General features: G+C 38.3%; 24 protein-coding genes, 1 other RNA gene and 1 riboswitch. Of the genes, 23 read left to right on the top strand and 2 right to left on the bottom strand.

The genetic code is table 11. From position 1 onward, the window contains the following. The first annotated feature begins 83 nt into the window (after positions 1-83). The 16 genes from GL301_RS09800 to GL301_RS09725 all read left to right on the top strand — a co-directional run bounded on the left by GL301_RS09800 (position 84) and on the right by GL301_RS09725 (position 14,703). A complete protein-coding gene (locus tag GL301_RS09800; protein ID WP_003726315.1) occupies positions 84-419 on the top strand; it encodes a nucleotide pyrophosphohydrolase in 336 nt (111 codons plus the stop codon). Beyond that, entirely contained in the window at positions 416-1,207 is a 792-nt protein-coding gene (dapB, locus tag GL301_RS09795; RefSeq protein ID WP_003726314.1) for a 4-hydroxy-tetrahydrodipicolinate reductase, read from the top strand. The genes GL301_RS09800 and dapB overlap by 4 nt, the downstream gene beginning before the upstream one ends. A 15-nt stretch (positions 1,208-1,222) precedes the next feature. Next, complete coding sequence (mgsA, locus tag GL301_RS09790; protein WP_003723016.1) at positions 1,223-1,627, top strand: methylglyoxal synthase; 405 nt, start codon at positions 1,223-1,225, stop codon at positions 1,625-1,627. A gap of 14 nt (positions 1,628-1,641) precedes the next feature. Beyond that, entirely contained in the window at positions 1,642-2,823 is a 1,182-nt protein-coding gene (locus GL301_RS09785) for a CCA tRNA nucleotidyltransferase (protein ID WP_003726621.1), read from the top strand. After that, positions 2,813-3,790: a biotin--[acetyl-CoA-carboxylase] ligase gene (locus tag GL301_RS09780; RefSeq protein WP_003726620.1), complete on the top strand. Its 978-nt coding sequence runs from the start codon at positions 2,813-2,815 to the stop codon at positions 3,788-3,790. Before GL301_RS09785 ends, GL301_RS09780 begins: the two co-directional genes overlap by 11 nt. A 147-nt stretch (positions 3,791-3,937) precedes the next feature. Continuing rightward, a complete protein-coding gene (locus tag GL301_RS09775) occupies positions 3,938-4,411 on the top strand; it encodes a thioredoxin family protein (RefSeq protein WP_003730823.1) in 474 nt (157 codons plus the stop codon). Positions 4,412-4,576: 165 nt separating this feature from the next. After that, the gene (gene panB / locus GL301_RS09770; protein WP_003726618.1) at positions 4,577-5,410 is read left to right on the top strand and encodes a 3-methyl-2-oxobutanoate hydroxymethyltransferase; all 834 of its coding nucleotides are present in this window, start codon (positions 4,577-4,579) and stop codon (positions 5,408-5,410) included. 3 nt (positions 5,411-5,413) lie between these two features. Then, complete coding sequence (gene panC / locus GL301_RS09765) at positions 5,414-6,271, top strand: pantoate--beta-alanine ligase (protein ID WP_014929705.1); 858 nt, start codon at positions 5,414-5,416, stop codon at positions 6,269-6,271. Positions 6,272-6,274: 3 nt separating this feature from the next. Then, positions 6,275-6,658 carry an aspartate 1-decarboxylase gene (gene panD, locus GL301_RS09760; protein WP_003728013.1) on the top strand — a complete coding sequence of 128 codons (384 nt, stop codon included), beginning with the start codon at positions 6,275-6,277 and terminating at the stop codon, positions 6,656-6,658. Between the two features lie 96 nt (positions 6,659-6,754). Continuing rightward, entirely contained in the window at positions 6,755-9,541 is a 2,787-nt protein-coding gene (dinG, locus tag GL301_RS09755) for an ATP-dependent DNA helicase DinG (RefSeq protein ID WP_071346662.1), read from the top strand. Positions 9,542-9,585: 44 nt separating this feature from the next. Continuing rightward, a complete protein-coding gene (locus GL301_RS09750; RefSeq protein WP_003734425.1) occupies positions 9,586-10,170 on the top strand; it encodes a cell wall elongation regulator TseB-like domain-containing protein in 585 nt (194 codons plus the stop codon). Positions 10,171-10,192: 22 nt separating this feature from the next. Then, positions 10,193-11,374 (top strand): pyridoxal phosphate-dependent aminotransferase, encoded by a 1,182-nt coding sequence (locus GL301_RS09745; protein WP_003728016.1) that lies wholly within the window; start codon positions 10,193-10,195, stop codon positions 11,372-11,374. A gap of 13 nt (positions 11,375-11,387) precedes the next feature. Continuing rightward, the gene (gene asnS, locus GL301_RS09740; protein WP_003726759.1) at positions 11,388-12,680 is read left to right on the top strand and encodes an asparagine--tRNA ligase; all 1,293 of its coding nucleotides are present in this window, start codon (positions 11,388-11,390) and stop codon (positions 12,678-12,680) included. Positions 12,681-12,829: 149 nt separating this feature from the next. Next, entirely contained in the window at positions 12,830-13,549 is a 720-nt protein-coding gene (locus GL301_RS09735; RefSeq protein ID WP_003728017.1) for a DnaD domain-containing protein, read from the top strand. Between the two features lie 10 nt (positions 13,550-13,559). Beyond that, positions 13,560-14,219 carry an endonuclease III gene (gene nth, locus GL301_RS09730; RefSeq protein ID WP_003728018.1) on the top strand — a complete coding sequence of 220 codons (660 nt, stop codon included), beginning with the start codon at positions 13,560-13,562 and terminating at the stop codon, positions 14,217-14,219. Next, positions 14,212-14,703, top strand: a complete 492-nt coding sequence (locus tag GL301_RS09725; protein WP_003723003.1) for a YpoC family protein — start codon at positions 14,212-14,214, stop codon at positions 14,701-14,703. The genes nth and GL301_RS09725 overlap by 8 nt, the downstream gene beginning before the upstream one ends. A gap of 42 nt (positions 14,704-14,745) precedes the next feature. Here the strand turns inward: GL301_RS09725 and GL301_RS09720 are convergent, their stop codons facing one another. Next, positions 14,746-17,229 (bottom strand): penicillin-binding protein 1A, encoded by a 2,484-nt coding sequence (locus tag GL301_RS09720; RefSeq protein WP_003728019.1) that lies wholly within the window; start codon positions 17,227-17,229, stop codon positions 14,746-14,748. A gap of 31 nt (positions 17,230-17,260) precedes the next feature. Next, positions 17,261-17,866, bottom strand: a complete 606-nt coding sequence (recU, locus tag GL301_RS09715) for a Holliday junction resolvase RecU (protein WP_003723001.1) — start codon at positions 17,864-17,866, stop codon at positions 17,261-17,263. Positions 17,867-18,112: 246 nt separating this feature from the next. Between recU and GL301_RS09710 the strand changes: the two genes are divergently transcribed. From GL301_RS09710 to GL301_RS09680, 7 genes are all read left to right on the top strand, one after another. Next, positions 18,113-18,478: a YppE family protein gene (locus GL301_RS09710; protein WP_003723000.1), complete on the top strand. Its 366-nt coding sequence runs from the start codon at positions 18,113-18,115 to the stop codon at positions 18,476-18,478. Continuing rightward, entirely contained in the window at positions 18,475-19,020 is a 546-nt protein-coding gene (locus GL301_RS09705; protein ID WP_003726811.1) for an SLOG family protein, read from the top strand. Before GL301_RS09710 ends, GL301_RS09705 begins: the two co-directional genes overlap by 4 nt. A gap of 131 nt (positions 19,021-19,151) precedes the next feature. After that, positions 19,152-19,493: a cell division regulator GpsB gene (gene gpsB / locus GL301_RS09700; protein WP_003722998.1), complete on the top strand. Its 342-nt coding sequence runs from the start codon at positions 19,152-19,154 to the stop codon at positions 19,491-19,493. Between the two features lie 36 nt (positions 19,494-19,529). Beyond that, an RNA gene (gene rnpB, locus GL301_RS09695) (RNase P RNA component class B) lies at positions 19,530-19,911 on the top strand. 161 nt (positions 19,912-20,072) lie between these two features. Further along, complete coding sequence (locus GL301_RS09690) at positions 20,073-21,221, top strand: THUMP domain-containing class I SAM-dependent RNA methyltransferase (RefSeq protein WP_003726590.1); 1,149 nt, start codon at positions 20,073-20,075, stop codon at positions 21,219-21,221. 19 nt (positions 21,222-21,240) lie between these two features. Further along, on the top strand, positions 21,241-22,749 hold the full coding sequence (locus GL301_RS09685) for a carboxypeptidase M32 (RefSeq protein WP_014929236.1): 1,509 nt from the start codon (positions 21,241-21,243) through the stop codon (positions 22,747-22,749). 45 nt (positions 22,750-22,794) lie between these two features. Beyond that, a riboswitch (purine riboswitch) is annotated at positions 22,795-22,895 on the top strand. A gap of 81 nt (positions 22,896-22,976) precedes the next feature. Beyond that, positions 22,977-23,555: a xanthine phosphoribosyltransferase gene (locus GL301_RS09680; RefSeq protein WP_003728269.1), complete on the top strand. Its 579-nt coding sequence runs from the start codon at positions 22,977-22,979 to the stop codon at positions 23,553-23,555.

Raw genomic sequence — 23,555 nt, 5'->3', positions numbered from 1 at the left:
CGTATTTGTTTAGGTATAATGAAATGAAGTTAACAATTAGTCTTAAAATCTATTTTAGTTTACCACATAAAGGGGGAAAACCGATGGCGAAAACAATGGCAGAAATACAAAAAGAAGTGGATGATTTCATTGGTGGATTCGAGGAAGGTTACTTTTCCCCACTAGCAATGATGGCCCGAATTACAGAAGAAACCGGAGAACTAGCCAGAGAAATTAACCATTATTATGGCGAAAAACCGAAGAAAACAAGTGAACCTACTAAAACTGTAGCAGAGGAACTGGGTGATTGCCTTTTTGTTCTTACTTGCATGGCCAACTCACTTGATATTGATATGGAAAAAGCACACGATACGGTAATGGCAAAATTTAAAGAACGCGATAAAGATCGTTGGACAAAAAAGGAGGAAAAAGCAAAATGAGAGTAGCAGTATCTGGATTTAAAGGAAGAATGGGACACGAGGTTGTCAAAACTGTTTTAAGAGAAGCAGATTTAGAGTTAGTAGCCGTACTTGACCATGAACCAAAAGAAAAAAATATAAATGAAATAGTGGAATTTAGCTCGTTAGATGTACCTGTTTTTGGTAATTTAAGCGAGATGTTAGAAGAAATAAAACCGGATTGTGTCGTTGATTTTACGACCCCTAAAGTAGGGTATAGTAACACGAAAACGATTTTAGAACACGGCGTACGTGCGGTCGTTGGTACAACAGGTTTTACACCAGAACAAATTAGTGAACTAAGATCAATTGCAGAATCGAAAAAAATCGGTGCTTTAATTGCGCCAAACTTTGCTGTAGGCGCTGTTTTAATGATGCAATTTGCACAAAAAGCAGCTAAGTATTTCCCGAACGTCGAAATTATTGAGTTGCACCATGACAATAAATTAGACGCGCCAAGTGGTACGGCTGTTAAAACTGCGGAAATGATGGCGGAAACGCGTGAATTCGTTAAACAAGGTGCTGCAGATGAAGTAGAACTTATTGAAGGAGCTAGAGGCGCAGAATATGAAGGTATGCGAATTCATAGTGTGCGTTTACCAGGACTTGTAGCACATCAAGAAGTGATTTTTGGAGCAGAGGGACAAGGATTAACAATTCGCCATGACTCTTATGACCGAATTTCCTTTATGTCTGGCGTGGCACTTTCTGTACGTAAAACAAAAGAACTTGAAACACTTATTTATGGCTTAGAAAATATTTTAGACTAAGGATAGGTGAATGAGATGCATATCGCATTAATCGCGCACGATGAAAAGAAAGATTTGATGGTTGGATTTGCAACTGCATATAAACATTTGCTCGAACCGCATCAATTATATGCAACCGGGACGACAGGTTTACGCATTATCGAAGCAACTGGCTTAACGGTACATCGTTTTAAATCAGGCCCGCTTGGTGGCGATCAACAAATTGGTGCGCGGATTTCAGAAAATAAAATGGACTTAGTTATTTTCTTGCGGGATCCACTCACTGCGCAGCCTCACGAACCAGATGTGACGGCGCTTATTCGATTATGCGATGTATACGAAATTCCTTTAGCGACAAATATTGGCACAGCAGAAATCTTAATTCGTGGTTTAGGAGCTGGTTTCCTAGATTGGCGAGACTTAAGACGGAATGATGAATAAAGGAGCGATGACAGATGAATGACGTTTTCCTAAAAGCGCTTCCTGTATTGCAAAAATTAACTACAGCGGGTTTTGAAGCGTATTTTGTTGGCGGATCTGTCAGAGATTACTTGCTAAATAGAACGATTTCCGATGTGGATATTGCAACTAGTGCTTTCCCAGAAGAAGTAAAAGAGATTTTTCAGACAAGTTATGACACTGGGATTGCACATGGGACTGTTACAGTTAGAGAAAATAATGAATTTTATGAAGTGACCACTTTTCGAACGGAAGGGACGTATGAAGATTTCAGGCGCCCAAGCGAGGTAACCTTTATTCGCTCCTTAGAAGAGGATTTAAAACGTCGCGATTTTACGATGAACGCCATTGCGATGGATGAGCATTTTGCGCTACAAGACCCGTTTTCTGGGCAACTAGCGATTCAAAATAAAGAAATCAAAGCAGTTGGTAAAGCCTCCGAACGTTTTCATGAAGATGCGCTTAGAATGATGCGAGCAGTCCGCTTTCTAAGTCAACTTGACTTTGAGCTTGATAAAGAAACCGAAAAAGCTTTAGAAAGCCAAATAGAGTTGTTACAGCATACTTCCGTTGAACGAATTACGGTTGAATGGCTAAAAATGATGAAAGGCAAAGCAGCAAAACGTGCGATAGAACTACTTTTAAAAGTCAAAATGGAAACTTATTTACCAGGCTTAAAAGACGAGAAATCAGCACTAAGCGAGTTTGCTAGTTGGGACTGGGAAAAACGAACAACCGAAGAATCGATTTGGCTTGGACTTGTCGTTGCTGTCAAACCTAACAATGTTAACGCATTTCTTAAAGCTTGGAAATTACCCAATAAAACAATTCAACTAGTGAATAAAGCGTATCAATACGCGCTAAACATGAAAGAGACATGGCTAACAGAAGAACTTTATCATGCTGGCAAGGCAGTTTTCTCATTAGTAAATGAACTAAATGTTATTCGAGGGCAAGAAAACAACCAACATAAAGTAAGTCAAGCATACGAGGCGTTACCAATTCACTCCAAAAAAGACTTAGCTATTACTGGAGCTGATTTATTAAAATGGTCTGGAGAAAGCGCAGGTCCATGGGTAAAAGAGACGCTTGACAAAGTGGAATGTGGCGTCCTTTCCAATGAAATAAACAATGAAAAAATTCAGATTAAAAGGTGGCTAGGCTATCATGAAGAATAATCGAGAAAAATTACTTGCTTTATTTACAGAAAGTGATGGTACTTATTTATCGGGGCAAGAAATTGCGGATAGTCTAGGATGCTCGCGCACAGCCGTTTGGAAGCAAATGGAAGCCCTCCGTAAAGAAGGATTTGAAATCGAAGCAGTCAGAAACCGTGGTTACCGTTTGTCAGCAACAGCAGAACAGTACACGAAAGATGCACTACTACTCGGTTTAGAAACCAAATTTATCGGTCAGCATTTGGAAATCCATGAATCGGTTAGCTCTACACAAATCATCGCCCATCAGCAAATCGAATCTAGCCCTGAAGGAACCGTTATCGTAGCCGATGAGCAAACAGCTGGAAAAGGTCGCTTGCTTCGCCCTTGGAGTTCCAAAAAAGGGGAAGGTATTTGGATGAGTGTAATTTTAAAACCACAAATCCCTATTCAAAAAGTACCCCAGTTCACGTTTATCGCCTCACTCGCAATCACAGAAGCGATTGAAAATAGCACAAAGCTCGAACCGAAAATCAAATGGCCGAATGATATTTACATTGGTAAACGAAAAATCTGTGGTGTTTTAACGGAAATGCAAGCGGAGGCAGAAACGATTCACGCAGTAATTATCGGTATGGGAATCAATGTAAATCAACAGGAATTCCCAGAAGAAATTAAAGACAAAGCAAGTTCTCTGAAACTGGAATTAGGCGAAAGCGTCTCAAGAAAAGCTTTACTACAAGAAATTCTCACTTCTTTAGAAAAATATTATGAGCTTTTTCTAGATAAAGGATTCGCACCGATAAAATTACTTTGGGAAACCAAAGCAATCCCATTTGGCGAAAAATTAACTGCTAGCACAACAAAAGGCAAAATTCATGGACAAGTAAAAGGGATTTCTGATGAAGGTGTACTCTTACTCCAAGACGCACTCGGTGAAGTACATTCAATCTATTCCGCAGATATTTTGCTAGATAATGAAAAATAACGAAACACTATAGAAAAGAACGTTTTAACCCTAATAAAATACCCGAAAACATATCTTTTAACTCGAAAACATAGTGTGAAAATCACTTTTTCGGGTTTTTCTTTTTTGGGAAAAATCAAGTACAATAAATGCGAAGGAGCTGTTTAGATGAAAAAAATACTATTACTATTAACATCAATTACCGTAATCCTTACACTTGGAGCATGCGGCGATAATAAAAAAGAAACGGAAGAGAAAGCAAACCAAACAGAAAAAGAAAGCGCCTCTTTTCTAACAACCATTTCCACCAAAGATTTTAAGCAAAAAATGGCCGATAAAACAACTGGCTTTGTTTACGTTGGGCGTCCGACCTGTGAAGATTGCCAAGCATTTCAACCTATTTTAAAGAAAGAACTTAAAAAAAGACAACCAGACCAAAAAATGGCTTATTATAACACAGATAAAGCCTCCGAAAAGAGTCGCGATGATATGATTGCTCTTTTAGAAAAAATGGACATCGATTCTGTCCCAACGATGGTTTATTTAAAAGATGGAAAAGTAGCGTCTACCTATGCAGCAACGGATGAACCGGCGAAATTAACGAATTGGATGAATAAAGTAAGTGGAGAGGTTTCAGAGTAGGCCTCTCTTCAATTTACATACTTTAAGTAAGCATCTATTTATGTTATTATACATATGGTAGCAATGAATGGATGATACCTTTACCGGATCATACTAATGCTACTAAAAAATATGTTTTTTGCCTTGATTAAAGTAATTTAACAGGGACGAAAAGGAGCTAAGAAAATGAAAAGACCAGTAGACTTTTTTGCTATGAAGGAAAACGGTGAGAAAATCACGATGATAACCGCGTATGACTATCCTTCTGCTAAGAATGTAGAACAAGCAGAAGCTGATATGATTTTAGTCGGCGATTCACTTGGAATGGTAGTATTAGGCTACGATTCAACTGTACCAGTTACGATGGATGATATGATTCATCATACAAAAGCCGTGAAGCGCGGGGCACCAGATACATTTGTTGTTACAGACATGCCGTTTATGACGTATCATGGTTCAGTGGATGAAACTATCCAAAATGCACGGAAGATTATCCAAGAAAGTGGCGCTCATGCTGTAAAATTAGAAGGAGCAGGAGAAGTCGTTAACAAAATTGCTCGCCTAACAGAAGCAGGTGCTCCAGTTGTCGCGCATCTTGGCTTAACCCCGCAAAGTGTTGGCTTAACTGGAAGCTATAAAGTACGTGCTAAATCTGCCCAAGAAGCACAAGAGCTAATGGATAATGCGTTAGCTGTAGAAGCTGCTGGAGCGATTGCACTCGTACTTGAAGCAATTCCACGTCAACTCGCTGAAAAAGTAAGTAAAGCACTTTCTATCCCTACAATTGGTATTGGAGCAGGCGTAGAAACAGATGGACAAGTACTCGTTTATCACGATATTATCGGTTATGGAATCAGTCGTCGCGCCAAATTTGTAAAAGCGTATGCGGACATTGATGAAAGAATCGAACCAGCACTAGCAAGCTACGTAAAAGAAGTAAAAGCAGCGACGTTTCCAGAAGTGAAACATAGCTTTACCATGGCTGAAGAAGACTTAAAAGGCCTTTATGGAAGGGAATAGCAAATGTTAATTATTCGAAATAAACAAGACCTTAAAGAAGCTATTTTAGAGCAAAAAAAAGCGAATAAAACAATTGGTTACGTTCCGACGATGGGCTTTTTACATGAAGGACATATGACACTTGTCAGCCATGCGAGAAAAGAAACAGATTTTGTCGTTATGAGTGTTTTTGTTAATCCAACCCAGTTCGGTCCGAACGAAGACTTTGATGCTTATCCTCGAGATGAAGCGCACGATGCAAAGCTCGCAGAAGAAGGCGGCGTGGATATTTTATTTGTACCTACAGTCGAAGAAATCTATCCAACCGAACTAGCAACCAAACTACATGTCACCAAACGCGTTTCTGTCCTTGATGGTGCTGATCGTGAAGGTCATTTTGACGGAGTAGTAACGGTTTTAACGAAGCTATTTCATTTAGTGAACCCAGATAACGCCTATTTCGGTCAAAAAGATGCTCAACAAGTGGCCGTAGTTTCAGGTCTAGTAGAAGACTACTTTTTCCCTATAAATTTACGAATCATTGCGACTGTTAGAGAAGCAGATGGACTTGCCAAAAGTTCACGAAATGTCTATTTAACAGAAAAAGAACGAAAAGAAGCACCGGTGATTCATGAAGCTTTACAACTAGGGCGAGAACTTATTGAATCTGGGGAAACAAATGAGGCTAAAATAGTCCAAGTCATGACAGATAAAATAAATGAGCAACCATCCCATGAGAACATTGCTTACTTAGCGCTCTATTCCTATCCTGAATTTACACCAGTAACAGACTGGACCAAAGGAATAATCATTGCAGCGGCAGTAAAATATTCGAAAGCTCGTTTAATTGATAATGAATTAATAAATGTGAAGAGGCGGTAAAAAATGTTTAGAACAATGATGAATGGCAAAATTCACCGAGCGACTGTAACAGAAGCCAATCTAAATTATGTTGGAAGTATTACGATTGATTCTGCTATTTTAGAAGCAGTGGATATGCTTCCAAACGAAAAAGTTCAAATTGTAAATAACAATAACGGTGCTAGAATTGAAACCTATATTATCCCAGGTGAGCCAGGAAGTGGTGTGATTTGTCTAAACGGAGCTGCAGCTAGACACGTCCAAGTTGGCGACGTAGTAATTATTATGAGTTACGGAATGTTTACTGCCGAAGAAGCGAAAACACATGAACCCAAAATAGTTGTTTTAGATGAAAAAAATCATATTGAAATGATTCTTCCAGAAGAAAAAGCGCATACGACTTTATAATCAGTTCGGGGAGCTTGAGTGGATTTCTGCTCAAGCTACTCGTTTGTTTGCATCGTTATTTTTGAATAAAAGCAGTGAAGGAAAGAGGTGGAGCAGATGAAACAGAAACGCTATATAGTCGTCGATTTAGAAACAACAGGAAATCAAGCTTCACGAGAGGACCGAATTATCCAGTTCGCTGCTTGCTTTGTTGAATCAGGAAAACGTCTGGAAACATACACGACATTTTTAAATCCAGAAAAACCGATTCCTGCGTTTATTCAAGAATTAACGGGAATCTCCCCAAAAGACGTTAAAAATGCTCCACTGTTTGAAGATGTCGCACCGATTATCGCGAATTTACTAGAAGATACTATTTTTGTGGCACATAATGTGTCATTTGACTGGACATTTTTAGAACGAGAAATGACGCGTGCAGGAATTTCTCTTGGCAAAATGAAAAAACTCGATACTGTGGAATTAGCTAGAATTATGTATCCGGGCATCGATAGTTATAAACTACAAGACTTGTCCGATGAATTTAATCTTGGGCACGATAAACCGCACCGTGCGGATAGTGATGCGGAAGTGACAGCAGATTTACTACTCCTTCTCTTAGAAAAGCTAGAAAATTTACCACTACCTGTCATTCGTCAAATGACAACGATTTCTGGCAGTCTAAAAAGCTATTTACCAGAGCTCTTATTTGAAATTGAAATGCGAAAAGAGCGAGAAAACAAGCCACTTGATCCAGCATTCGTAGAACATCGTGGACTAGTTATTCGCAAAAAAGAAGTCGAAAAGCCCACCTATAGTAGAGCAGATTTACTTGAATTTCCTGAAACAGACGAAGCTAAAATGGCACTATTCAAAAAAGCTGGAGCGCCACTTTATGCAAGAAGTGGTCAATTTGAAATGATGAATTTGGTTTTCCAAGCGATGAAATCAGGAAAACATGCCTTGATTGAAGCGGGAACAGGGATTGGGAAATCGTTAGGTTACTTTTTACCAGCTATTTACCAAGCGAAACAAGCTGAATTACCGGTAGTTATTAGTACATACACCAACTTGCTTCAAGCTCAATTGTTTGAAAAAGATGTGCCACTCTTAACGAAATTAACAGGATTCAAAGTGAAAGCTAGCTTACTAAAAGGGCGCGATCATTATTTGAATTTGTTTAAATTTGAGCAGTTACTTCAAGAAGTCGATACGCAATATGATGTAGTTGTGACGAAGCTTAAATTGCTCGTATGGCTGACGGAAACAACGACTGGTGATATTGATGAAGTGAACCTATCTAGCGGCGGGGAGTTATTCTGGAATCGGATGAAGCACACAGGCTGGTTTTTATCTGAAAAACATGATCCTTGGCTCGCACACGATTTCTATAAATTCAACATCAAACAAGCCAAAAATGCAGATTTAGTCATTGTTAATCACGCACTACTTTTAAATGACCATTTTTCGGGAAGAGAAACATTGCCTAAGTATGCTTTTGCAGTAATTGATGAAGCCCATCATTTTGCGGATAGTGCTCGTATGCAAGGAAGTTTTGTTCTGTCTTACCGAAAAATAAAATATTTTTTGAATCAGCTAGGCTCTTTAGAAAAATATTCCCTTCTCACAAGGCTTGCAATGGCTTTCCCAGAAGCAGACAGTTTATATGATTTAGATATTGCGGCAATGAAGTTAAGTGATGCGGTGGAAGAGTTTTTCGGTCTTCTGAAAATGCAGTTAAACTTCGCGCGTAAAAATTTACAAGAAGTTGTCTTAGTAGAAAACAGCGAAAAAGATGCTTGGAATGACAAGGTTTATTACGCTGCTGAAAAAGTATTACATTTGCTAAAAGAGTCCGAAAAAAATATGGAAACATTGTTAGAACAGGGGAAACAAGAAGAAAATGAACTAGGTGAGGCAGAGAGCGCCTTTTTGGAAGAAATGTATGCTTTTTTACTTGATTGGAAGAATATGGTAAAACAACTGGAGCAAATGTTGCATAAGAAGTCGCCTATTTTGACCATTTATTTACAAGCTGACAAAAATCATTCTATTTCTAGCATTCGTCTAAAAGCTGTCTTGATGGAAGTGGAGCCGACACTTGGAAAAGAGTTTTTTGCTAAAAAAGAAAGTGTCATCATGACTTCGGCAACTTTAACCGTAAAAGGGAAGTTTGATTATTTACGGAAAAGTCTCGGTCTGGAAGAAGAACAAATTATGGAAAAACGCATTCCTTCACCGTTTGATTATAAAGAAAATGCGCGAGTGATGATTCCAGATGATATGCCCCCAATTAAAGACACACCAATTGAGCGATATACCTTGGAACTTGCGAAATATATTCGCCACATAGCAGTGAAAACGAATGGACGGATGCTTGTTCTTTTCTCCGCTTCTGATATGTTACAAAAAACGTATTATCATATGAAAAATGAAAAATCATTAGAAGAGTATGTCCTTCTAGCGCAAGGAGTTTCAGCGGGAAGCGCCGCACGACTGACAAAACAATTCCAAATGTTTGATAAGTCTATTTTGCTTGGTACGACAAGCTTTTGGGAAGGGATTGATATTCCAGGAGAAGACTTGTCATGTCTAGTTATTGTGAGATTACCATTCGCTCCGATGGATGACCCTTATACAAAAGCACAAATATCCCTTCGCAAAGAACGCGGGGAGAATGCTTTCCAAACCTATTCTCTACCTGAAGCTGTACTGCGATTTAAGCAAGGTTTTGGTCGGTTAATTAGAAGAGAATCCGACCGCGGAATCGTATTTGTTTTTGATAATCGAGTAGATACGACAAAATTTGGAAAAGCATTTTTAGAGTCAATCCCAAGCGCGCCAATCTTGAAAGGCAAACAGGCGGATTTATTAGAAGAAGTGAGTGAATTCTTTAAGGAAGGTTAAATTTTTCCTGATATGACTTCAAATCTTAGGCCGCTATTGCTATAATGTATCTATGCGAAAATGAAAATGCATATCGCCGGAGGAATTCCGGTAATTTAGAAATAGAAATGAGCGAGATTATTTTGCGAAATAGAAAACCTAAGCGTAAGATTGGCAAATGGATAGCGATTATTCTCGGCATAATTATTGTGCTTGTCGTAGCAGCTTTTCTGTACTTTAGATATGCAGAAAAACCAGTAACCAATGCAGAAACAGAAGCCTTAGACCGAATAAGTGGCCAAGTTGATTTAAAAACAACAGATCAATTTTATCTTTATAATGGGCCAAAAGAAGTGTATTACGTATTAACTGGTAAGAACAGTAAGAATAAGAATATCATTGTTTGGGTTCCAAAGAAAAAATCCGACAAAGTATATGTTAAATTCGCATCTGATGGGATTACAGAACAACAAGCACGCGATAAAGTCACAAAAGAAAAGAATCCAAAGAAAATTTTACATGTGAATTTAGGAATGGAAAAAGAAACGCCTATTTGGGAAGTTGCCTACTTAGATAAGAATGACAAGCTAAACTACTTTGACATTAACTTTGAAACAGGTGAATGGTACAGAGAGATTGAAAACTTGTAACTAAATTGGAGGAGGGAATAAAATGGACTTACCGTTATCAAAACGTGTCAAAGGAGTGGCCCCGTCGCCAACACTTGCGATTACGGCTAAAGCAAAACAAATGAAACAAGAAGGAATTGATGTTATCGGCTTAGGTGCTGGGGAACCAGATTTCAATACCCCGCAGAATATTATCGATGCAGCAATTGAGTCCATGAACAAAGGATTCACCAAATATACTCCTTCTAGTGGAATCATCGAGCTAAAACAAGCGATTGTTGATAAGCTCCAAAAAGATCAGTTCTTAAACTACGAAACGAACCAGATTTTCGTAGGTACTGGTGCTAAACATGTACTCTACTCTGCGTTTCAAACGATTTTAGATCCAGGCGATGAAGTCATTATTCCAGTTCCATATTGGGTAACTTATCCCGAACAAGTCAAATTAGCAGGTGGTATTCCTGTTTTTGTAGAAACTGGTTTTGACGCGGATTTCAAAATTTCAGCAGCAAATTTTGAAAAAGCTATCACGAAAAAAACAAAAGCAATCGTTTTAAATTCACCCAATAACCCTTCTGGTATGTGCTATACGAAAGAGGAGCTTATTGCTATTGGTGAAGTTGCTGAAAAACATCAGATTTACATTTTATCTGATGAAATATACGAAAAATTATACTATGGTAACAAAGCTGATTTAGTCTCTATCGCGAGTTTGAGTGACCGTTTGTATGATTTAACTATTGTTATTAATGGTGTATCTAAAGCATATTCAATGACGGGCTGGCGAATTGGTTACGCAGCTGCAAATAAAGAAATCATTGCTGGAATGAGTAAGTTAGCGGATCATTTAACAAGTAATCCAACTGCTAATGCCCAGTATGCTGCACTTGAAGCGTATGTTGGTAGTCAAGAAGTTCCAGAAAAAATGTACAAAGCTTTTGAAGAACGAATGGAACGCTTTTATCCAGAACTAAGTAGCATTCCAGGTTTTAAACCGAAAAAACCAGATGGCGCTTTTTATTTCTTTATTGAAGTAAAAGAAGCGGCACATAAAAAAGGTTTTCAGGATGTAGATGCTTTTGTAGCAGCTCTTTTAGAAGAAGCGAAAGTCGCAGTCATTCCAGGCTCAGGATTCGGAATGCCTGATTATATACGCCTTTCTTATGCAACAAATCCAGACTTATTCCAAGAAGCTATAAATCGAATCAAAAGTTTTATGAAATAGGGAGTGTAGACAAGTGAAAATTACAATCAATCAAGCATCCGAATTTGTCGGAAAAGAAGTAACTATTGGAGCATGGCTTGCGAATAAGCGTTCAAGTGGTAAAATTGCTTTCTTACAATTACGTGATGGAACAGGATTTATGCAAGGCGTTGTCGTAAAAGCAGAAGTTGGCGATGATATTTTCGCAACTGCTAAAGCATTAACCCAAGAAACAAGTTTATATGTCACAGGTACAATTAACGAAGATACTCGTTCACCATTTGGTTATGAAATGGCTGTATCTGGTGTAGAAGTAATTAGCGAATCACATGATTATCCAATTACACCAAAAGAGCATGGCACGGAATTTTTAATGGACCACCGTCATTTATGGCTACGTTCTAACCGTCAACATGCGATTATGAAAATTCGTAACGAAATTATACGCGCTAGCTATGAGTTTTTCAATAAAGAAGGATTCCTAAAAATCGATCCACCAATCTTGACCGGAAGTGCTCCAGAAGGAACAACCGAACTTTTCCATACGAAATATTTTGATGAAGATGCGTTTCTATCTCAAAGTGGTCAATTGTACATGGAAGCAGCAGCAATGGCTTTCGGTAAAGTATTCTCATTCGGTCCAACTTTCCGTGCTGAGAAATCAAAAACTCGCCGTCACTTAATTGAATTCTGGATGATTGAACCGGAAATGGCATTTTACAAATTAGAAGATAGCTTACAAGTACAAGAAAACTACGTGGCATTCCTAGTAAAAGCAGTTCTTGATAACTGCCGCTTAGAACTAGATCGCCTTGGTCGTGATGTTAGTCATTTAGAAAAAATGGTTGCACCGTTCCCGCGTATTACTTATACAGAAGCAATCGAACGTTTACACGAATTAGGCTTTGATGATATTGTTTGGGGAGATGACTTCGGGGCACCACATGAAACAGCGATTGCAGACAGCTTCGAAAAACCAGTTTTCATTACACATTATCCAAAAGCAATTAAACCATTTTATATGCCGGAAGATCCAGAAAACGATCAAGTTGTGTTGTGCGCTGATATGATTGCTCCAGAAGGATACGGAGAAATCATTGGTGGATCGGAACGTATTCACGATTTAGAAACGCTTCAAGCTAGAATGGAAGACTTCGATTTGGATCAAGAAGCCTACAGCTGGTACCTTGACTTAGCTCGTTATGGCTCTGTTCCACATTCCGGTTTTGGTCTTGGCTTAGAACGTACAGTTGCTTGGATTTCGGGCACAGAACATGTACGTGAAACCATTCCGTTCCCACGTTTACTAAACCGTTTATATCCGTAAGTTAAAAAGTGAAGCCAACATACTGGCTTCACTTTTTTTGTGGACTTTAAATTGAAAATAATCTTTTCCGCGGGATTTCATGATTTTAGCAGTACTTTTATATTTTTCCCTCGAAAACCATGTTATAATTTTGTAGTGAGGTGTTAAATATGAATCCAAAAATTCTTGAAAAATGGATGGCTGAAGGGCAAGTGACATTACCGCAAGTGCTAGTGAAAAACTATGCAACCATTGGCTTAAACGAAATAGAACTAGTGCTATTACTTCAAATTCAATCCTTTGCAGCAGAGGCAGAATTTTTCCCGTCGATGGAAATGTTAACCAATAGAACAACGCTTCCACTGGAAGAAACAATTAAAACGATGGACTCACTCTTGAAAAAAGGTGTGATTGCTATCGAACAAAGCCAAGATAATTCACGAATGATTTCTGAACAATATAATTTGGCACCACTCTGGGGTAAACTAGTCGCTTTATATGAAAACAAGGAAGCAGATAGTAAACATGAAAAAGAGTTGGAAAAACAAACCAGTTTATATACTCTATTCGAAGCAGAGTTTGGAAGACCGCTTTCTCCAATGGAAGCAGAAATGTTATCCGCGTGGGTAGAGCAAGATAGAACGAGCCCGGATTTAATCAAAGAAGCATTAAAAGAAGCTGTTATTTCGCAAAAATTAAATTTCCGATATATTGATAGGATTCTGCTTAACTGGTCGAAACAAGGAGTTAAGACAATAGAAGATGCCAAGCGTGTAGCGGAAGAATTTCATCAAAATGGGCGCACAAGCCAAGCAATTAACCAAACGGAAGTGAAAAAAAGCGCAGGTTCGATTCCTCTATACGACTGGCTTGAAAAAAGAAAAGGGTGAGGTACACAAATTGTTATCGAATAAACAAACCGTATTATGCATAGAAGAAATGGCAAAAATGTTTCCAGCAGCACACTGTGAGCTAGTTCATAAAAATACGTTTGAATTACTGGTGGCTGTTGTCTTATCCGCTCAATGTACAGATGTGTTAGTAAATCGCGTGACTGCCTCGCTGTTTGAAAAATATCACTCACCAGAAGATTATTTGGCTGTTCCACTGGAAGAATTGATGGAAGATATTCGCTCTATTGGCTTATATCGTAATAAAGCAAAAAATATTCAAGGATTATCCGAGAAAATTCTAATCGAATTTAATGGGGAAGTACCAAAGACGCATGCGGAACTTGAGAGCCTTCCAGGTGTAGGTAGAAAAACGGCCAATGTTGTTTTATCAGTTGGCTTTGGTATTCCAGCAATCGCAGTAGATACACATGTCGAACGAATTAGTAAACGCTTAGGGATTTGTAGATGGAAAGATTCTGTTGTAGAAGTGGAAGAAACGTTAAAAAGAAAGCTACCAAAAGAACTCTGGTCTGATGCACATCATTATATGATTTTCTTTGGAAGATATCATTGTAAAGCAAGAAACCCAGAATGCCCGACCTGTCCCTTACTCTATTTATGCAGAGAAGGAAAAAAACAAGCGAAAGTGAGGGGATTCGATGGCTGAATTTAAATATGCAGTAGAATTAACACATCCTGATTTCCCAGCACCGGATGTTATTTTAGAAGAATATGATCCAGAATCCATTTATGTTAGTGGTCTACCTTTTTGGCAAGAACAACAGTTTTTTACCAAAGGTGGTGGAGTTATTCCTTGGAAAAATGAAACAGAGCGAGCTTGTCGCAAATTGGCGAAACATATGACTAATTTGGCTGAAAGTATGGAAGCTGATTTGAAAGTGCATAAAAAACCATCTCCTGTAACGGTTAGAGATGCGCTCGGTATTTTTTTATCTATTTTATTTTGGAGTAATCACCGGCCAGTACAGCTAGATAATTTGATGGACCAAATTAAAACGTTGGAGACAAAACCACTCAATTTAGACGAGCGGTTAGAATATGTATTAAAGCGAGGTAATACGTATTTAGGTTTTCGGCAATTAAATGAATTAATGTTAGAACAGCGTAAATTAATTGCGAAAAGATCATAAAAAAGAGCGGAAGATGTTTAAACATCTTCCGCTCTTTTTGTATTAACTATCTGGAATTTTAACTGTAGTAGAGGAGGCAGGGCTTCGATTACCGTCTTTAACAGCGACGACGTTAATGGAAACAGTGTCTCCAGGATTACCTCCGCTTACTGAAACGGAAGTAGAAGATACTGTCGTAGTAGAACCATTGACTGTTACTTCATAGGTTGCACCATCTACCGCAGACCAAGAAACATTGATTTGCTTAGAGCCGGCATTATAACTTGCTCTTAAGCCGGCAGGGGCAGTAAGATTTTTGGCTTCTTCTTCAGCCTTTTTCTTAGCTTCCTCTTCTGCTTTCTTCTTAGCCTCTTCTTCTTTTTTCTTCTCTTCATCTGTTTTCTTTTTATCTTCTTCCGCTTTTTTCTTCTTCGCAGCTTCTTCTGCTTTTTTCTTCTCGTCTTCTGGAGTAGAAGCAGTTTTGGTTGGAGCGGTTCCGGATAAGAATAATTCGTAACTTACTTTATCACTTGCAGTGCCTGCAGCAGCGCGTGCAATTGGGTTGCTTCCTTTTAGAATTGGGACGGAAACAACATTGCTAGGCATTTTGAAATCTGCAGTAGTTTTACCGGCAGATGCATGAGCCATTAATTTACTAAACATCCGCTGCGCAATTTTTTGTTCACTTGCTGAAACATATTTTTTCTTGTCATCATAGCCGGTCCATACAGCAATCGAATAATTGGTTGTATATCCAGCGAACCATGAGTCACGGGCAGCACCACTAGGGTAGTAGTACTTCGAAGTGAATTCAGGTGGAATATTCGTTGTACCTGTTTTACCAGCAGCAGGTACGCCTGGTACGGCTGCTGATGTACCTGTTCCGATAGAAAGAACATCTTTTAGAACATCTGAAACCATATAAGCAGTTGATTCTTTCATAGCAACAGTACTTTGTGGTTCTGTGTCAATTTCTGTTTGTCCATCTGATAAAACGATTTTTGTAACAGTGTGTGGCTTGTTATAAATTCCTTTGTTACCGAATGCAGCATAGGCACCAGCCATTTGCATTGGGTTGGAACTGTTTGCTCCAATAGCGTTGGATTCTACGTTTTGTCCTTCATCATAGGTGATGCCAAGTTTATTAACAAATTCCTCGGATTTATCTAGCCCAACAGCTTGAAGGGTTTTTAGGGCTGGAATATTACGTGATTGGTAAAGTGCTTGTCTTACTGAAATTGGTCCTTTGTATGCGAAATCCCAGTTGTTAATAGGGGTTCCGCCAGAATACGTATATGGTTCATCTTCTAAAATATGGGCAGTCGACCAATCCAAATATTCAAAAGCAGGACCATAGTCAGCAATTGGTTTCATGGTAGACCCAACAGAACGTTTTACTTGGGTTGCATAGTTATATCCCCGAGTTACTTTTTGTTTACGTCCGCCTCCGATTGCTTGAACACGTCCAGTTTTAGTATCTTGAAGCACTATACCGGCTTGCATTTCATCATCAGTGAAGTTAACAATTTCGTTCGTATTGAGCATTTTCTCCGTATATTCTTGGGCATCACGGTCAAGCGCTGTATGAATAGTTAAACCATCACGATAAACATCGTATTCTTTTGGAATTTCACTTAACACTTGTGTGACGTAAGAATCGTATTTGTAAATTTTATCTTCACGATCTTTTTTCGAGCGAAGTCCGGTAGTGATAGATGTTTTTTGAGCTTCGGTCATTTCTTCTTTTGTAATTTTATCATGTGTATACATATTTGTTAAAACTTGATCACGACGTTTTTTTGCTGCTTCTGGGTGTTCATAAGGATTGTAGTTATTCGGACTTTGTGGCATACCTGCAAGTAGGGCTGTTTGAGCTAACGTAAGGTCTTTCAAATTTTTACCGAAGTAATGTTCGGAAGCTGTTTGCATGCCGTGGACACGGTCTGACATATAGACTTTATTAACATAAATTTCTAAGATGTCATTCTTGCTATATTTTTCTTCTAATTGAAGAGCTAACCATGCTTCTTGAGCTTTTCTTGCAAGTGTTTTATTTGTGTAATCAAGATAGGACATTTTGATGATTTGTTGCGAAAGGGTACTTGCACCTTCTGCGCCAAAACCGTCTGTCAAATTGGCAATTACTGCTCCACCAAGTCGAATTGGGTCAATGCCATCATGTTCATAAAAACGCGCATCTTCCGTTGTTAGAATTGCATTTTTTAGTGTTTCAGGTATATCTTTGTATTCAATATATTCCCGCCGTTCGGTTCCAACTTCTGCGAAAACTTTTCCATCTTTATCAAGTAACTTAGATGAAAGTGGATCTCGTAGCTTGGAGTCGGTCAGTTTTGGTGCATCTTTTGCGTAATCGTAAAAGACAGTTGCACCAGCCGCAATACCAAAGAAAGCTAAAAATAATCCCACAAAGAAAATAGTTTTGAAAATATTCGCTACTACTCGTTTTCCTCGTTTTTGGGATTTCTTTTTAGAACCACCACTTTGTTTATTGCGATACTGAGATCTTGTCTGCGGTTTATCTGCCATTAAAAATCTCTCTCCTTTAAAAAAGGTTTGACTAGAAGTATAATTTGTCTATGGATTGCAAGAAGTCAAGCCTTGGATTTAGACCATAAGGAATTTGGTCTGATACATCTTGTATTTCTGCTATAGTAACTGATTTTCTTCCACCACTTTGCATACGTTCCCAAAACGGATAAAATTTCTCAAAGGGAATGAAATGAGTTTCTCCGAGTTTTTGGAAAGCAATAATGACAAATACAATACCATCTTGTTTTAAGACGTTTGCCATGTGTGTCATTTGGTGATCGTGAAAATTACTCAACGGAAAAGAAGTTGTATTTTGCGTTTCTTTTGCTTCAAAATCAACGTATTTTCCTTTATACACACCATTATAATCTGTTGTGGATGGTGTTTTGAAGTAGGCTTCCTTAATTTTGGCACTACTTCTTTTTGGGTAGTCCACACTGACAATTTGGACAGGGGTAGGTTTTTTGTGGATGACTGCTATTTCGTGAGTTAAATAATACGCAATCGTATCATTTAGGTCATCTTCCAAAGACATACCACGCTTACCATAAGTTACAGGAGCTTTCCGTTTTTGTTGAGGAAGAACCTCATGACTCGCTGCATACTTCTTGCCGTTAGGGTAACCAATAGCCATTTTTTTCACCTCTATCAGAAAATTTCTATTCTGAATTTTAGACTATCATCTATTATAACAAATAAAAATGAAAATGATAGTATCAATTAAATGCAAAATAGCTCTTTTCGGCATGAAACTACCTCATAAATAGAACGTACCTTCGTCTATTTTACCATATTTTAGCTAATAATCTAATTTTAGGCAAGATTTTGCGTCCTATGCTATGCTTGAAGTATCTGAAAATGTGAAGAAAAGAGTGATAGAATGGAACTTTTAAACCGTACGGAAAAATTGCTTCTTCAAAACGAAAAAAATTGGGAATTATATTTAAGTAACCGTGAAGAAGCAAAGCCGTTTGATTTTTATAAAGATATGAAACCTTTCGTTGACGAAGCAAAAAATAGCGCGGATGCGTTTTTAGAATTAGCTATTCCGTGGGTAAACAAAGAGCGTCCTCCTTATTTAGGAGAACTACAATTAAGACAAGCTTGTGATAATGTTCAAATGACTGCAGTAAGTGCATTTAATGGAAAGTCTTTTTATAAACACTTCCTAGATCACTACCAATCTACCAAGTATACACTAACGAGAGTGAGAGATTTCTTAAAAAGAAAAGAGGAATTGATGTGAAATCCATCGCAGTGACGGGGTATAAAAATTTTGAACTGGGAATTTTTAAAAAGGATGCAGATGAAGCGGTTTATATAAAAGAAACAATTAAACGGCATTTGCTTCCACTCGTGGAAGATGGGCTTGAATGGGTGATTATTTCTGGTCAGTTAGGAATTGAACTTTGGGCTGGCGATGTGGTTGCAGAATTAAAAGCAGACTATCCGATTAAACTAGCAATCCTTGAACCGTTTGAAAAGCAAAGTGCTAACTGGAATGAAGCGAACCAATTATGGGCGAGCGAAGTACTAGAAAAAGCCGATTACCATGCTTTTATTACGAAGCGTCCTTATGAAAGTCCAGCGCAATTTGCGGCAAGAGATGGTTTTATTATTGATAATACGGATGGCGCATTACTTGTATATGATTTAGAAAAAGAAGGTTCGCCGAAATTCTTTTATGACCGAGCGATTCAAGCAAAAGAACAGTCTAATTATTATATAGACTGTATTGATTTTTATGCACTCCAAGAAGTTGTAGAGGATATGAACCAAACGTTTTAATATGGAAGTAAACAGTTATTTTCATAAAAAACACTCGAATAGATTGACAAATGGTGTGAGATTTGAAAAAATAAGGGTAAGTATATGATTAGAACAAAAATACGTAAGAATAGAGATAGAGGTGGAGTTATATGACTTCGGAACAATTTGAGTATCACTTAACAGGTAAAGAAATTTTGGAAAAAGAATTTAAAACTGGGCTTCGTGGTTATAGTCCTGAAGATGTTGACGAGTTTTTAGACATGGTTATTAAAGATTACAGTACATTTACGCAAGAAATCGAAGCACTTCAAGCGGAAAATATTCGACTTGTACAAGAGCTTGATAATGCTCCACTTAGAACTTCAACACAACCAGCTCCAACTTTCCAAGCAGCGGCACAACCTGCTGGAACGACCAACTTTGATATTCTAAAGCGTCTTTCTAATTTAGAAAAACATGTTTTTGGAAATAAGCTGGACGATAACGAATAGGTATGCTAGTATAAGTAAGTTAAGAATAAATGAATAACGTTCGGATAATCGCTGTTTTCTTATGGAAGCAGAGGAAAGTCCATGCTCGCACGGTGCTGTGATGCCCGTAGTGATCGTGCCTGGTCAAACAATAAGCCAGGGCATTCCGGATTTCCGGTTTGACGGCAGGTGAATGACCTAAGTCTTCGGATATGGTCTTATAACCTTGAAGGTGCCACAGTGACGAAGTTCCGGCAGAAATGCTCGGAAGTGGAACGAGGTAAACCCCACGAGCGAGAAACTCAAACTTATGGTAGGGGCACTTTTCCCGAGGAATCAAGAACAAGGGACGAGGCGCAAATGTATTTTTGCGCAGATAGATGGTTATCTCTTTACTATTACCCTGTACGTAGTAAAGAACAGAACATGGCTTACAGAGCGTTATTTACAGGATTTAATTTAACATTGAAGGCTGTTTTAGAAGGCCGGAGCGCAAGTTTTAAGGTGGGTGTTCGACCTGGTTGAATGCCTATTTAAAACAAACCTCCTCCTCTTAAAACAGCTTTTTTCATTAGAAATTTAATTAAAGGATGGGAAACAATGAAATCATTTCAGTTGGTGGCAACGGCTGCTTCGGGTTTAGAGGCAATTGTTGGGAAAGAAGTAGCGCGTTTAGGCTATGACCCAAAAGTAGAAAACGGTAAAGTATATTTTGAAGGAGATTTATCTGCAATTGCTAGAGCCAATCTATGGCTTCGTGTAGCTGACCGTGTGAAAATTGTGGTTGGTGTTTTTAAAGCAACGACATTTGATGAACTATTTGAAAAGACGAAAGCTTTACCTTGGGAAGATTATTTACCGCTTGATGCACAGTTTCCAGTGGCTGGTAAATCAGTTAAGTCAACACTTTATAGTGTGCCTGATTGCCAAGCGATTGTAAAAAAAGCCATCGTTAACCGTGTCAGTGAAAAGTATCGTCGTTCTGGCCGTTTGATGGAAACAGGCGCGTTATTTAAGTTAGAAGTTTCTATTTTAAAAGATGAAGTGACGCTAACAATTGATACTAGTGGTGCGGGATTACATAAACGTGGTTACCGTTTAGCACAAGGTAGTGCGCCAATCAAAGAAACAATGGCGGCGGCACTTGTACTACTTACGAGTTGGCATCCAGATAGACCATTTTATGATCCCGTTTGTGGTTCTGGAACAATTCCAATTGAGGCGGCACTAATTGGGCAAAATATTGCGCCTGGTTTTAACCGCGAGTTCGTGTCAGAAACATGGGATTGGATGCCGAAGCAAGTTTGGGCGGATGCGAGACAAGAAGCGGAAGATTTAGCTAACTATGATCAACCGCTAAATATTATTGGTGGCGATATTGATGCTCGTTTAATTGAAATCGCAAAGCAAAATGCGGTCGAAGCTGGCCTTGGTGACTTAATTACCTTTAGACAACTACAAGTAGCTGACTTTCAAACAGAAGATGAGTACGGGGTCGTTGTTGCGAATCCACCATACGGGGAACGTTTAGAAGACGAGGAAGCAGTGCGCCAACTTTACCGCGAAATGGGTATTGTTTATAAACGCATGCCGACATGGTCAGTATATGTCCTTACCTCTTATGAACTTTTTGAAGAAGTTTATGGTAAAAAAGCGACGAAAAAACGGAAATTATACAATGGTTACTTGCGCACAGATTTATATCAATACTGGGGTCCAAGAAAACCACGTCCTAAAAAAGAAGATTGATTGAATGGAGGAGTTAAGTTTGGTAGAAACATTAGAAGAGGAATTTTTAGCGTATATTAAAAAGATGGAAGCACTGGAAGAAGCACTGGCATTAGTTTATTGGGATCTTCGTACAGGCGCCCCGTCAAAAGGAATGGAAGGTCGCTCTGATGTTATTGGCGTTCTATCTGAAGAGATTTTCAATATGCAAACATCTGAAGAAATGGCTGCTTTTATTGCTGGACTTAACCTTGATAAAGAAAATCTATCTGAAATCACTCTTAAAACTTTAGAAGAATCTCAAAAAAAATATGATTTAAACAAAAAAATCCCAAGTAAAGAATACGCGGAATATACTAAACTAGTAGCGCAAGCAGAAACGGCTTGGACAACAGCTCGCGAACAAAATGATTTTGCAGCTTTTGAGCCATTCCTAACAAAAATCCTTGAAATGAAGCGTAAATTTGTTGAATATTGGGGTTATGAAGAAAATAAATATGACACATTACTTGATCAATATGAGCCAGGTGTAACCGTATCTGTGCTTGATTCCGTATTTGAAAAAGTACGCGACGGAATTATGGCGATTCGCGAAAAAATCGCAAATGAAGGCGTGAAGCCAGATGCGACGATTTTAAATACCAAAATATCCGAAGCAAAACAAAAAGAATTTAGCATTCGCATTCTGAATAAAATGGGCTTTGACTTTGAAGCAGGTCGTTTAGATGAAACCGTGCATCCTTTTGCGACTGGTTTAAATACTGGCGATGTTCGTATTACGACCCGTTACAATGAAAATGATTTTAAAATGGCTGTTTTTGGTACGATTCATGAAGGTGGTCATGCGATTTACGAACAAAATTTTGATGCAGCACTTGTAGGTACTCCACTTGCAAACGGCTCATCAATGGGCATTCATGAATCACAATCATTATTTTATGAAATTATTATCGGTTCTAGTTTAGCATTTTGGAAAAGTAATTATGCTGACTTCCAAGCGATTACAAAACCGGCTTTTGATCATGTGACTTTGGAAGATTTTTACCGCGCAGTGAACATCTCTGAAAGTTCGCTGATTCGAATTGAAGCTGATACATTAACTTATCCACTTCATATTATGATTCGCTATGAGCTTGAAAAAGCACTTATTAACGGTGAATTAGAAGTAAAAGATTTACCGAAAGCATGGGGCGACAAATACGAAGAATATCTCGGCATTCGTCCAGATAATGATACAAATGGCGTTCTGCAAGATATTCACTGGGCTGGTGGCGATTTTGGTTACTTCCCGTCTTATGCATTAGGTTTAATGTACGCGGCGCAGTTCTTTAACCAAATGCAAAAAGAAATTCCGAATATCGATGCGATTATCGCAAGCGATGATTATTCGGAATTAAAAACGTGGTTGACTGAACATGTGCATAAATTTGGTAAAACGAAGAAACCTCTCGAGATTCTAACAGATACAACTGGAGAAGGCTTAAATCCAACGTATTTGCTAGATTTACTAGAAAAAAGATACGCTTATGTTTACCAATTCAATAAGTAAAAAATTAGCTTGACCCTGCTCCTTTAGAAAGCTATAATAAACAACATAACTTAAAACCGAAATACTTATATAATAGTTGCGATTGGGCGACGAGTTTCTACCTGGTTACCGTAAATAACCGGACTATGAGTAGTTTGTATAAAGAAGTCACTCCGAAAATTGGTGGCTTCTATACTGCTTCTCTATTTTTAGAGAAGCAGTTTTTTTATTTTGAAAGGAGAATCGTTTTGAAATTACTGGAAGAGTTTATTCAAGAAAAAGGTACGGTTTTACCGGGGAATGTTTTAAAAGTAGATGCTTTTTTAAATCACCAAATTGATCCGGTTTTAATGCAAGCGATGGGAAATGAATTTGCTAAACGGTTCCAAGATTTAGGGATTACGAAAATTGTAACGATTGAATCATCGGGTATCGCACCCGCCGTTTTTGCAGGGCTCGCGCTTTCCGTACCAGTCGTGTTTGCCCGCAAGAAAAAATCAGTGACATTAACGGACAATTTATTCACAAGCACTGTCTATTCGTACACTAAAAAAGAATCGAATGATATTTCTGTATCAAAACAATTTTTAACAGCAGATGATACGATTTTAGTTATTGATGATTTTCTAGCAAATGGTCAGGCGGCACTCGGCTTACTTGAAATTGCAGAACATGCCGGAGCAAAAGTGGCGGGAATTGGTATTGTGATTGAAAAATCTTTCCAACAAGGTCGCGAATTATTAAATAAAACAGGGATTCCAGTTTATTCACTAGCACGAATTGCCTCACTTGAAAACGAAGAAATCTTATTTTTAGAGGAGGAATAG

Origin of the sequence: Listeria sp. LM90SB2 (assembly GCF_028867355.1) — a bacterium.
GTDB classification, from domain to species: domain Bacteria; phylum Bacillota; class Bacilli; order Lactobacillales; family Listeriaceae; genus Listeria; species Listeria monocytogenes_B.
The sequence above is the reverse complement of the archived record's forward strand: the minus strand, read 5'-3'. Positions and strand labels throughout refer to the sequence as shown.